This window comes from Acetobacter sp. (genome assembly GCF_047723915.1).
Taxonomy (GTDB): domain Bacteria; phylum Pseudomonadota; class Alphaproteobacteria; order Acetobacterales; family Acetobacteraceae; genus Acetobacter.
In genome coordinates this window covers 88809-101318 of record NZ_JBDOBQ010000007.1, presented here as the reverse complement: position 1 = coordinate 101318, position 12510 = coordinate 88809, and the positions used below count along the sequence as shown (strand labels likewise).

Here is a 12510-nt window from a genome sequence, read left to right as displayed (position 1 = left end):
TCACTTCATTGTTGTGTGCAGCAGGGCCGCAGTCCCGGTTGTCAGGGTGGTGTGGGTACCGGGGCAAGGGGCCGTATTGCGCACGAATTTTTATTTTTGGTTCTGGACGACGAAATAATCCACCCTTGACGTCACTCTATCATGACGGAGTTTGTGCCGTCGAGCAATCTCTGCACCGGAGATGTCTCTTCTCATTCGGTCGGTGCAGGGCTGCTGTTTCTGCTATTGCAGAAGGCGTTCCATTCTGTCTCGTCCATGGTCCGGATGTTGAGTTCGAGGGCTTTATTTGCCTTGGAACCGGCTTTTTCACCCAGAACGACCAGATCGGTCTTTTTCGACACCGAGTCCGAGACCTTGGCCCCCATGCGTTCGGCGGTCGCTCTGGCTTCCGGGCGGGTCACGGTCAGCAGCGTGCCGGTGAACACCACGGTCTTGCCTGCCAGCACCCCGCTCTGGGGGGCGACCTCATCCGTAATATCAAGGGCCGCGTGCAGGTCCGCCAGTGTGGCAAGGTTGTGCTCTTCCGCCACGAAGGCCACGAGATCCTCGGCAATGGTGGTGCCTATGCCGGTTATGGACCCCAGTTCAAGCCGTGCATCCGACCCGATGATGGCGGCTGCGCGCATCTGTGTCAGCCAGTTGGTGTAAGACCCGTAATGGCGGGCGACCAGCCGGGCGTTGCTTGCCCCGATCCGGCGAATGCCCAGCGCGTAGATGAAGCGTGACAGGCTGATTGTGCGCCGGTTTTCTATGGCGGCCAGCAGATTGGCGACCGACTGTTCACCCCAGCCTTCACGCTTTTCCAGTTCGGCGGCATGGGTGTGCAGTGTAAAAATATCGGCCGGGGTGCGGACAAGCCCCGCGTCGTAAAATTCGCCGATACTGCGGTCTCCCAGCCCTTCGATATCGAATGCCTGACGGGACACGAAATGGATCAGCCGTTCCACTGCCTGGGCCGGGCAGGTCAATCCGCCTGTGCAGCGCCGCACGACCTCGCCCTCGGGCCTGACGGCCACAGCTCCGCAGACCGGGCAATGGGTGGGGAAAACGAAAGGTGCCGCACGGTCCGGCATGTCCAGCGAGGCGGGGGTGACGCCCAGAACCTGCGGTATGACATCGCCCGCGCGCTGGATGAACACCCTGTCGCCGGGGCGGACATCCTTGCGGGCAATTTCGTCCTCGTTATGCAGGGTTGCGCGTGTCACCAGCACCCCCCCGACATTGACCGGGTCCAGATGGGCAACGGGTGTCAGGGCACCGGTGCGCCCGACCTGGATTTCGATCTCGCGCAGGGTGGTGGTGGCCTGCTCGGCAGGGAATTTCCACGCTATGGCCCAGCGTGGCGCACGACCGGCAAACCCCAGCCTGTCCTGAAGCGCCAGGTCGTCGACCTTGTACACCACGCCGTCGATATCGTAGGCCAGAGCCGCGCGTTCGGCGCTGACATGTTCGAAGAACGCTTCGGCGTCAGCAGCACCGGCAATCCTGCGCGAGAGCGGATTGACCGGAAAACCCCACGCCTGCAACTGCTGGAGATAGGCCCAGTGGCTGTGCGTGGGGGCGGCGGAGGAAAAGCCAAGCGCATAGGCAAAGAGAGAGAGCGGGCGTTCGGCGGTAATGCGCGGGTCAAGCTGGCGCAGTGACCCTGCCGCCGCATTGCGCGGGTTGGCGAACAGCCTTTTGCCAGATGCCTCCTGCGCGGCGTTCAGGGCCAGAAAATCCGCCTTGGACAGAAACACCTCACCCCGGATTTCGATCAGCTCCGGGCAGGGGCCGGCAAGGCGCTGCGGCAGGTCGCGCAGGGTGCGCAGGTTGGCCGTGACATCCTCGCCCTCCGTGCCGTCGCCACGCGTGGTGCCACGGGTAAAAACACCATTTTCGTAGGTCAGGCTGATTGACAGGCCGTCGATCTTGGGTTCACCCACCAGCGCCAGATGCTGCGCTCCATCGGCGTTGAGGCCCAGAAAACGGGTGGCGCGGCTGATAAAGCCTTCAAAATCCTCGCGATCGAACACGTTGTCGAGCGAGAGCATGGGCACCATGTGCCGGTGCTTGCCAAAGGCGCTGTCGGGGGCGGCCCCGACCGCATTGGCTGCACTGTCCTGTGGTTCCGCATCGGGGTGGCGGGCGGCTATGGCGGTATAGCGCTGGCGCAGCCCGTCATAGGCGGCATCACTGATTTCGGGTGTGTCGAGGCGGTAATAGGCTTCGTTATGGTGTGCCAGCAGGGCTGCCAGTCGTGCCAGTTCGGTGCGGGCCTGTGCCGGGCTCAGATCTTCTGGCGGGAGTGTCCCTGCGGTTTCATCCTGGTCGGGCAAGGTCATGCGCCAGCCCCCAGCAGGCTGGCTGCGGCGGCGCGGGCCGCGTCGGTTATGGTGTCACCTGCGAGCATCCGCGCGATTTCTTCCTGTCGTTCGTTATGGTTAAGCGGTGTTGCGTGGGTCTGTGTCTGCCCGTTGCGTGTCAGCTTGCCAATACGCAGATGAGCATCCGCGCTGGCTGCGACCTGCGGACTGTGCGTGACCGCCAGAACCTGCACGGTCTGCGCCAGCCGGTGCAGACGTTCGCCAATGGCCGCGGCCGTAGCCCCGCCCACACCGGCATCGATTTCGTCGAATATCAGCGTGCCAATGCCCGATTGCCCTGCCAGCACCAGTTTGAGGGCGAGCATCAGCCGTGACAGTTCCCCGCCGGAGGCCACTTTGGAGAGCGGGCCTGCGGGTTGTCCGGGGTTGGCCGCGATCAGGAATGTGACCTGCTCCACCCCATGCCTGCTCCAGTTTTCTGCGGGTAGAGGCTGTATTTCCACCAGAAAACGGGCTTTTTCCAGCTTGACCGGTTTCAGTTCCGCTGTAACTGCCTGTTCGAGCTTGCGCGCGCAGCGTTCACGCGCGGCACTGAGCAGGCCGGCGGTCTCGATATAGGTCGCGCGGGCTTCCGCCGTGGCTTTTTGCAGGGCTTCAAGCTGGGTTGCGCCATTTTCAAGCCCCACGAGCCGTGCCGACAATGACGCCAGCAGCCCGGCCAGATCATCCACCGCGACATTATGCTTGCGGGCCGCCGTACGCAGCGCGAACAGCCTTTCTTCCGTTTCTTCCAGCAGGCGCGGGTTGGCCTGGGTGTCCGTCGCCAGGCGGGAGAGCAGGTTTTCGGCCTCCGCCAGAGCATTTTCAGCGTTTTCAAGAGCGGTTAGCGCTTCTGTGGCAAGGCCTTCCTGGGCGTCTGACGATGGGGCAGGTGCTGCGCCGCCCCCGTTGGGAAGAAGGCGAAGCAATGCGCGACTGGCCGCGCGCAGGGCCGCTGCCGGACCGGGGTTGCGCCGGTCGCGCGATGTCAGTTCAGACAGGGCGGCAGCCACAGCTTCACCCCGTCGTTCGGCCTGTTGCAGGCCATGGCGCTGTTCGGCCAGCAGGCTTTCTTCCCCCGGCTGGGGGGCAAGCGTTGCCAGTTCATCTACCGTGTGGCGTAGCCAGTCTTCCTCCCGGGCGGCGTTTTCAAGCTCACGCCGGGCGGTTTCCAGTTCCGCGCACAGGGTTTTCCATTGATCGAAACTACGTGCGACGTTTCCCGCCAGGGTCGGTTTGATGCCGTAGGCGTCCAGCAGGCTACGATGGGTTGCGCTGTCGGCTAGTCCCATCTGTTCATGCTGGCCCTGGATTTCGATCAGCGTCATGGCGATCCGGCGCAGCAGGGCAAGCCCCACGGGCTGGTCGTTCACCCATGCGCGTGAACGGCCATCTTTCGAGATGACACGGCGCAGAACAAGCGGGTCGCCCGCGTCAGCCGGAATACCCTGTTCATCCAGTATGGCGCAGGCCGCATGCCCCTCTGGCATTTCGAAACACGCGGTCACCCGTGCTTCGGCCGCCCCTGCGCGGACAAGGCCCGCATTGGCCCGTTCGCCCATGGCCAGACCCAGACTGTCGAGCAGGATGGATTTGCCCGCCCCCGTTTCCCCCGTCAGGGCCGTAAAACCCGCATGAAGCGACAGATCGAGCGCCTCAATCAAGACCACGTCTCTGATGGAAAGATTTGTCAGCATCGCGACATCCGGCGTTCCGCCTCTTACCCCGTTGACCAGGACTGCCTGCACCGTTCCTGCATGCATACGCTTTTGGGCGCGCAGGAATGGCAAGGCTAAGTTGCTCGTGCTGCCATGCCGACAGCCTTCCCTACCCTGTATGTTCCCGCTTCGTTCTTATTTCAAGAGAAAAGGATGTGACGCAGGTTTAATTGAGCACGCGTGACTGCGTGACCGGTGGCGGGGCCGGGCTGATGGTCGGGGCCGGTTCCGTGGGTTCAGTCTTGACCGGGGTTACGGGCGCTTTCTTGAGATCAAGAGGGGCCGCACCCTTGTTCAACGCGGCCGGGGCGGGGGCTACTGCTTTGCTGGCCTCTGGCGTTCCGGGTTCGGGCCCATGCTGGGTCAGGGTCGATCCAGCCGGTGTGCCGGGCAGGGGCATGTTCTTGTTCAGGGCGTGGTGGTACTTCAGCTTGTCATAGGCGTAGGCGTACCATTCGCTGCCGGGATAGTTGTAGCCCAGAACGGTCGCGGATTTGCGGGCCTGATCGGTCAGCCCCAGTGTCAGGTAGACTTCCACCATGCGTTCCAGTGCTTCGGGCACATGGTTGGTGGTCTGGAAGTCCTGCACCACGCGCTGATAGCGGTTGATGGCGCCTTCATAGTTCTTTTCGCGCTGGTAATAGCGGCCCACCAGCATTTCCTTGCCGGCCAGATGGTCGCGGCAGAGGTCGATCTTGAGCTGGGCGTCACGGGCATATTTGCTTTGGGGGAAGCGTGTGATCACTTCTTCCAGTGCGTCCATGGCTTCCGCCGTGCCCTGCTGGTCCCGCTGGACATCGGCAATCTGCTCGTAAAAGCACAGGGCGCGCAGGTAATAGGCATAAGCGGCGTCGGTGCTGGTCGGGTGCAGGCTGATAAAGCGGTTAAGCTGCTGAACGGATTCAGGATATTTGTCCTGAAGGTAGTAGGCGTAGCCCTCCATCAGCTGGGCATTGGGGATGTAGCCCGAATATGGATAATTCTGTTGCAGCACTTCAAATTCCATCGCGGAAAGCGCGTAGCGATGGGTCTGTAGCGCATCGATGCCGTTGTTGTACAGCGTTTCGGGCGGTGCGATCTGGGGCACGGCCTGTGGCTTGTCGGACTTGAACAGGCCGCAGCCCGCAAGCCCACTCAGCAGGGCAGTGGCAAGAAGGCGGGACAGACCAAGGCGGGCTGGCGAAGCTTTTACAGAAATATCAGACATACCGGCTCTTCAGATAGAGACAAGGTCTTATAGCATGCCGGCCGGTCAAGAAAAGTCAGGAAACGGCGTTTGTCAGCGGTGCATGGAAAAAATAAAGTTCCGGAATAATGTTCTGGGGTATGCCGGGGCCAATCCTGCCGCACCCGGTTCACGCCGCGGCAACAATGGCCTGACGTTCGGAGGCGTAGCCCCAGGCTGTGGGGTCGGCAAAAAGCTTGCGCAGCACCTGATTGTTCAGCCCGTGGCCTGAACGATGTCCGCGCAGATGCGCCGTCAGCGGGCCACCTGCCAGGTAAAGATCCCCCACGGCGTCCATAACCTTGTGGCGGATGAATTCGTCCGGGCAGCGCAGGCCGCCGGGGTTGAGAACCTGATCGTCATCGACCACCACGGCATTGTCGAGCGAGCCGCCACGCGCAAGCCCGGCCTTGTGCAGGGCTTCGATTTCGGCGCGGAGCGTAAAGGTGCGGCTGCGGGCCAGCTGGTCGCGGAAGGTGCGGCTGTTCAGATCCAGCGTGCAGCTCTGATGGCCGATGGCCCTGGCGGCAAAATCGATGCTCAGGGACAGATGCAGCTTTCCATCCGATGCGGGAAGCAGTTCGACGAAGGCATCGCCCTGTTCGACACGCACTGGCTTGAGAACCTCGATCATCCGCCGGGGCGCGCCTTGCGCCACCGTTCCAGCACAGTCGAGCAGAAAAACAAAATCAGCGGCAGAGCCGTCGAAAACGGGAATTTCCGGGCCGTCCACCAGCACGCGGGCGTTGTCAATCCCGCAGCCGTGGAATGCTGCCATAAGGTGTTCGATGGTGGCTATGCGGTTTTCGGACCGGGTGCTGTCACCCAGCACCGTGCTCAGGCGTGTTTCCACAACGGTGTCGTAGCGTGCGGGCAGGGGGGCGGCATCGGCCAGGTCGGTGCGCTGGAATACAATACCATGACCCGCTGGCGCGGGCTGGAGTACAAGGCGGATGGCCTGACCGGTATGCAGTCCCGTGCCGGATGCGGAAATGGGCTGGCGGAGCGTTTTCTGCACCGCGAAGGCGGGTTTGCCCCGCAGTTGAAACGCAGGAGAGGTCCGTGTTTCCGCTGTTACGGAAGAAGAGGACGTTTCTCTCAGCAGGCTGTCCATCATCCGGGTATCCCAAGTCTAGATGGCCGAAAATATCTATAATCACATTTAAAGCCCGTGATCGGCCAATGCGAGTCAATGATTATTGCGTAGTATTACATAAAAAAAGTGCCGCCCACGGGACGGGCGGCACAGTTTATGAATGAACTATGAAGAAAAAATGACCTTAACGGCGCAAAAAGGTCGGAATTTCCAGCCCGTTTTCTCCTTCATCCGGGCGCAGTCCCTGATTCTGGTCCGCCTGACTGACAGATGGGCGTGTCTGGGGGGCTGGTTCCTGTCGGGGGTCCATACCCGGATTGCGGCGGAATGCACCGGTTACGCGGCCGAACAGGCTGCGCGATGCGGGGTCCTGTTGCGGGTAAGGGGCGGGGCGCGGCGGTTCGCTGAACAGGTTGGCATGTTTGGATGCGGCGGGTGCGGCCTGCGACCGGACTGCGCCTGCCTGTCCGGGCAGGGAATGCGCGGGCGGGGCCGATGCATGCGGTGTCCCGGAAATGCCGCCGGGGAACACGCCCCCTGCAAACGCGCCACCCGGGCCCGTGGCGGGCGCGGGCTGCTGCCCAATGCCGGGCTGGGTCGGGCTGGTATGCTGGACAGGCTGGCCCTGGGCCGGGGCGTCGTACTGCGGTGCCACGCCGGGCGCACCCTGCTGGGTAGCGGGGTGGCGTGTCGCGGGGGCTTCGGCCTGCGGCGCCACCTGTGCATGGGGCTGCGCCGGGGGGGATTGTTGTTCGCCCGTGGTGGGGGTGTCGATGCCGGTCGCCACAACCGATACGCGGATCCGCCCGTTCATTTTTTCGTCGATCACGGTGCCGAAGATCATGTTGGCTTCTTCGGGCACTTCCGCGCAGATCCGGTTGAAGGCCTGCTCGGCTTCGAAGAAGGTCATGTCCTCGCCGCCGGTCACGTTGACCAGCAGGCCCTTGGCGGTGGCCATGCAGGTATCTTCCAGCAGCGGGTTGGAAATGGCTTCCTCCGCTGCTTCCACGGCGCGGTTTTCACCTTCGCCTTCGCCCGTACCCATCATCGCCTTGCCCATTTCGGCCATGACGCTGCGGATATCCGCGAAGTCGAGGTTCACGTAGCCCTGCTCGATCATCAGATCCGTGACGCCGCGCACGCCCATGTTCAGCACTTCGTCCGCCAGCTTGTAGGCCTCGCGCAGGGTGGTGCGCTCATTGGCGATACGGAAGAGGTTCTGGTTGGGAATGACGATCAGCGTATCGACATATTGCTGGAGGTCGCGAATGCCGTCTTCTGCAATATCGGCGCGGCGCTTGCCTTCGTATTTGAACGGCTTGCTGACCACGCCAATGGTCAGGATATTACGCTCGCGCGCCATGCGGGCAATAACGGGTGCGGCACCCGTGCCTGTGCCACCGCCCATGCCCGCGGTAATGAACACCATATGCGCGCCGTCCAGGTAACGGGCGATTTCGTCCGATGCTTCTTCAGCCGCGGCGCGCCCGACCTCGGGCTTGGCGCCTGCGCCCAGGCCATGGGTCAGGTGCGGGCCAAGCTGGATCCGGTTGTCGGCCAGACTTTTGGCCAGACTTTGCGCATCGGTATTGGCAACGACGAATTCCACCCCGTTCAGGCTGGAGGCGATCATGTTGTCAACCGCGTTCGTACCGCCGCCGCCAACCCCGACAACCGTAATTTTCGGGGAGAAATCGTCATGCGTCTGGGGCGGAACAGTAAGGTTGAGCGTCATGGGCGGCTCCCGAATGTTAACGGGGTTATCTTGAAGGGTCGTCAGACCGTTGTTACTGCAGACTCTACCAGTGTTCTTGGCACCAGATCAAACCCTCTCGCGTAGAAAAGCGACGAGTTTGCGTAAAAAACCACTTGGTGCCGCCTCGCGGAATTCAACATCGCCACATGGGCGCTCGGCACTGGCGGCCCAGAACAGCAGCCCCGCAACGGTTGCAAAACCGGCTGCTGCTGCGGTGTTTTCGGGAAGGCCGACAATGTGTTTGGGCCTGCCCATGCGCACCGAACGGGTGAAGCCGGTCCCCCCCGCGCGCCCGACTGTGGTGGGGGCGCCCAGAATGCGTTCGGCCAGGGGGCGTATGCCGTCAAGGAGCGATCCGCCCCCTGTCAGCACGATGCGCCCGCCCGCGGCCATGCCAAGTCCGGCGCCATCCAGTTTCTCGCGCACGAGTTCCAGCGTTTCCTCCATGCGCGGGCGGATGATACGGCCAAGCTGCGCGCGGGAGATCTGTTCGAACTGCGGCACGTCGTTACCCAGCAATTCGACAGTCAGCACGTCGTCCTCTACATCGGTGGCGAGGTCGGCGCTGCCGTAAACGGTCTTGAGCCGTTCGGCATTGTCGAGCGATGTGCTCAGCCCGCGCGCTATATCGCGCGTGACATGCAGCCCGCCCACCCCGATCTGGGCGGTGTGCAGCAACTGCCCTTCCCCAAAAACAGCAAGGGACGTGGTGCCCCCGCCCATATCCACCACCGTGGTGCCCAGGTCGCGCTCATCCGCGTCCAGCACCGACAGGCCGGACGCGAGGGGGGAGGACACAAGGGCCTCCATTTTCAGTTCTGTGCGGGCCAGCACGGTTTCGAGGTTGAGCAGGGCGGTGGTCGCGGCATCGATGATGTGCAGCCGCGCGCGCAGTGTTTCGCACAGGTGCCCCCTGGGGTCGGACACGCCTTCGGTATCGTCGACCGTGAAGTCTATGGGCAGGGTATGAATGACCTCGCGCCCCTGGACTGCGGCCTGCACGCGTCCTTCGGTCACGACGCGGCGGATGTCGGCTTCACTGACCACGCGCCCGCCAATGGGCCAGTGGACATTGAACAGGCGGCTGGCCGGATGCCCGCAGGACAGGTTGACCACAACCTTGTCTATGGGGCGTTCGGCCATGGTTTCGGCCTGCGCCACGGTTGCCCGGATCGCGGCTTCGGCCTCGCGCAGTTCGGTAATGGCGCCGTTGCGCACACCCGCCGACTTGCGCCAGCCATACCCTGTCACGCGCAGGGTGCCATTGGGCTCCCCCTTGCCGATCAGGCAGGTGATCTTGCTGGACCCGATATCGAGTACCGCCGTGTAGCCGCTGCGCCATTGCGGCACGTGGCGCTTTTTTTCGCTGGGTGGCAGGGGCACGGCGCCTTCCGCCCCGCCCACATGCAGCGACAGGCTGGCCGGGGCCGCGCCGCGTTTGCGTTGCAGCCGTTCGGACAGGTCGGACGGAGAGGGTGAACGCGCCGCGTCATTCATTCTGTGTATCCTCCGCTGCTGTTTTCCGGGCGGCTTTCGCCGGTGGGTGGGGTGGTCTGGCCTGGGCTTCACCCGTCGGGGCCGCGGGGTGGGTGCTGGCTCCTCCGGAGGTATCCACTGTGGCGCCGTCCGTGGGGGGCGTTGCGGGACCGTCGGCCTGCGTGTCCGGGATGGCCTGCGGATCTCTGGCCGGGGGGCGTTCGCGCACTGTCAGCCGGTCGGGCAGGCGCATGTCAATAAACGCCACGGGGCGGTCCAGCAACTGCGTTGTGGTGTTCAGTTGCATCAGGCGGTGAATGGCCGGGGCTTCTTCCCCCTCGGGCAGCAGCACGGTCGCGCCGTCGCGCAGGGTCAGGTTCCAGCGGCGGTTGCTGACGCGCACCGCCGCCGTGACCCGCGCTTTCAGGTCCGGTTCGGCCGCCAGTATGTCTATCAGGGATGTTGCGGCTTCGTTCGCGCCGTCGCCCACGACCAATGGCAGTTTTGTAAAGGCCTGGGCATCCTTGCCATTGGCCCCCTGGTCCGGTACCGGCTGGCCCTGACGGTCGATGAGCGTAAAATGGCCCTGATGCTGCCACACGGCATAGGGTGGGCGTTCGACAATGGACACGTCGATCTCGCCCGAGAGGTGGCGGGCCACGCTGACATGGTCGATAAAGGGCAGGGCGTTCAGCCGTTCCCGCGCCGCCGAGACGCTGAAGCTGAGCACCGGGTCCCCGACCGAAATGGCAAGGGCGCGGCGTATGGCGGCCTCGTCGGTCAGTTGCGCGCCTTCAATGGTGATGGAGGTAACCCGCAGGGCATTGGTGCCCAGCAGCCTGTTCTGCAGCGGGGCCAGCTTCTGCTGCATGGACGGGAGCTGGAGCGCCCTGTAAGCGACCCCGCCCAGTGCCGCCAGCACGATCAACCCCGCCAAGGGCCGTACAAGCTGCTTCTGCCGTTTCAGAAACAGCTTCAGGCGCGAAGGACGGTCCGGTGGGGTGCTTGGCCTCATGTGCGGCAGGCGGCCTGCTCAACCAGCCAGTTGCACAGTTCCGGGTACGAAATGCCGCAATAGGCTGCCTGTTCGGGCAGCAGCGATGTCGCGGTCATGCCCGGCTGGGTGTTGACCTCAAGCAGGATGAGTTCTGGCGTGGCGGTCGTGTCGTCCAGCCGGAAGTCCGCGCGGGATGCACCCGTGCAGCCCAGCGCCTGATGCGCCGCCACGGCGACTTCCAGGGCCTGTTGCGCGACCCTGGGGGCGATCTGGGCCGGCAGGACATGGCGCGACCCGCCAGCCGCGTATTTGGCGGTATAGTCGTAAAAATCGTGGCCGTCGGCGCTGGGGGTGATGTCGGTTATGGTCAGCGCGCGCGTGCCCATGACCCCGACCGTGATTTCCCGCCCCGGAATAAAGCGCTCCACCAGAGCCTGGGGGCCGAATGTCCAGTCCCGCACGATGGCCGGGCGGGCATTGGAGCCGGGGCGGATAATGGACACCCCCACGGACGACCCTTCGCACACGGGCTTGACCACATAAGGCGTGGGCAGGGGGTCTTTTTCCGCCAGTTCGGCAATGTCGATCACGCGGCCTTCGGCCACAGGCAGGCCGGCTGCCAGAAACACCTGCCGGGCGGCGGCCTTGTTCATGGCCGTGGCCGAAGCCCGTACGCCGGAATGCGTGTAGGGCAGGCCCATCCAGTCCAGTATGCCCTGAATGCAGCCATCCTCGCCAAAGCGGCCATGCAGGGCGTTGAACACCACGTCGGGCTTCTGCTCTGCCAGGCTGGTGACCAGGCCCGCAAGATCGGCCCCGGGGTCCAGCGTGCTGACGACATGGCCCAGGCTGGCCAGGGCCTCGGCCGCACCCTGGCCCGAACGCAGGCTGACTTCGCGTTCGGATGACAGGCCGCCCATCAGCACGGTTATACGTTTTGCGGATGTCATGGGGGCCGTCATCGGGGTGTTGTCTCCATTCTGCCAAGCCGCTTGATTTCCCAATGCAGGCTTACGCCCGAATGCTGGGCCACGCGTTCGCGCACCTCATCCCCCAGCCCTTCGAGGTCGGCGGCGGATGCGCCGCCCAGATTGATAAGGAAGTTGCAGTGTTTTTCGCTGACCTGCGCATCGCCCCGGCGCAGGCCCCGGCACCCTGCCGCATCGATCAGTTCCCATGCCTTGCGTGTGGTGACCGAAGGATCGGGGTTGCGGAAGGTGGAACCACCCGTGCGGGCGCGTACGGGCTGAGACCCTTCACGCGCGGCGCGAACGCCCGCGATACGGCGTGCGATTTCGGCCTTGTCGTCCGGGGTGGCGTGCAGGCGGGCGCGGACCACTACGGCCCCTTCGGGCAGGCCGGAACGGCGGTAGCCAAAGCGCAGGGTCGCGTTATCGAGTCTGATCAGGGCGCCGTCGCGGGTCATGACCTCCGCCCAGTCCAGCACGGCGGCCATGTCGGACCCGTAAGCCCCCGCGTTCATGCGTACCGCCCCGCCGATGGAGCCGGGAATACCCGCCAGAAACTCCAGCCCGGCCAGTCCTGCCTGCGCCGCGTGTTCGGCAACGGTCGCATCCAGGCAGGCGCTGCCCGCTACAATGCCGTCAGCCTCCACCGCGATATCGGCAAAGCCACGGGCAAGGCGGATCACAATACCGTCCAGCCCGCCATCACGGATGATGACGTTCGAGCAGGCCCCCAGCGTGGTCACGGGCAGTTCGGGGGAGAGGCGGCCCAGCACATCGGCCAGATCCTGCGTATCGGCCGGCTGGTAGAGCCATTCGGCAGCACCCCCGACGCGGAACCACGTGCGCGCGCCAAGGGGGGCCTGCGGGGTCAGCCGCCCGCGTGCCGTATCGAACGCGTGGCGCACCATGTCGTTCAGGATCGGGGCGTC

General features: G+C 64.0%; 9 protein-coding genes. All 9 read right to left on the bottom strand.

Going from position 1 to position 12510, the window contains the following annotated elements; all coding sequences use genetic code 11:
- Positions 1-191: 191 nt before the first annotated feature.
- Positions 192-2324: an NAD-dependent DNA ligase LigA gene (gene ligA / locus ABF990_RS06210; protein WP_415500208.1), complete on the bottom strand. Its 2133-nt coding sequence runs from the start codon at positions 2322-2324 to the stop codon at positions 192-194.
- Positions 2321-4042 carry a DNA repair protein RecN gene (gene recN / locus ABF990_RS06205; protein ID WP_415491610.1) on the bottom strand — a complete coding sequence of 574 codons (1722 nt, stop codon included), beginning with the start codon at positions 4040-4042 and terminating at the stop codon, positions 2321-2323. The genes ligA and recN overlap by 4 nt, the downstream gene beginning before the upstream one ends.
- A 187-nt stretch (positions 4043-4229) precedes the next feature.
- Positions 4230-5270, bottom strand: coding sequence for an outer membrane protein assembly factor BamD (gene bamD, locus ABF990_RS06200; RefSeq protein WP_415491611.1), 1041 nt, complete (start codon positions 5268-5270; stop codon positions 4230-4232).
- 148 nt (positions 5271-5418) lie between these two features.
- Positions 5419-6402: a UDP-3-O-acyl-N-acetylglucosamine deacetylase gene (lpxC, locus tag ABF990_RS06195; protein WP_415500215.1), complete on the bottom strand. Its 984-nt coding sequence runs from the start codon at positions 6400-6402 to the stop codon at positions 5419-5421.
- Between the two features lie 166 nt (positions 6403-6568).
- Positions 6569-8119, bottom strand: coding sequence for a cell division protein FtsZ (gene ftsZ, locus ABF990_RS06190; RefSeq protein ID WP_415500209.1), 1551 nt, complete (start codon positions 8117-8119; stop codon positions 6569-6571).
- An 87-nt stretch (positions 8120-8206) separates the two neighbouring features.
- On the bottom strand, positions 8207-9637 hold the full coding sequence (gene ftsA, locus ABF990_RS06185; protein WP_415491613.1) for a cell division protein FtsA: 1431 nt from the start codon (positions 9635-9637) through the stop codon (positions 8207-8209).
- Positions 9630-10631 (bottom strand): cell division protein FtsQ/DivIB, encoded by a 1002-nt coding sequence (locus ABF990_RS06180; protein ID WP_415500210.1) that lies wholly within the window; start codon positions 10629-10631, stop codon positions 9630-9632. The genes ftsA and ABF990_RS06180 overlap by 8 nt, the downstream gene beginning before the upstream one ends.
- Entirely contained in the window at positions 10628-11563 is a 936-nt protein-coding gene (locus tag ABF990_RS06175) for a D-alanine--D-alanine ligase (RefSeq protein WP_415500211.1), read from the bottom strand. The genes ABF990_RS06180 and ABF990_RS06175 overlap by 4 nt, the downstream gene beginning before the upstream one ends.
- An 8-nt stretch (positions 11564-11571) precedes the next feature.
- Entirely contained in the window at positions 11572-12489 is a 918-nt protein-coding gene (gene murB, locus ABF990_RS06170; RefSeq protein ID WP_415500217.1) for a UDP-N-acetylmuramate dehydrogenase, read from the bottom strand.
- Positions 12490-12510: the final 21 nt, after the last annotated feature.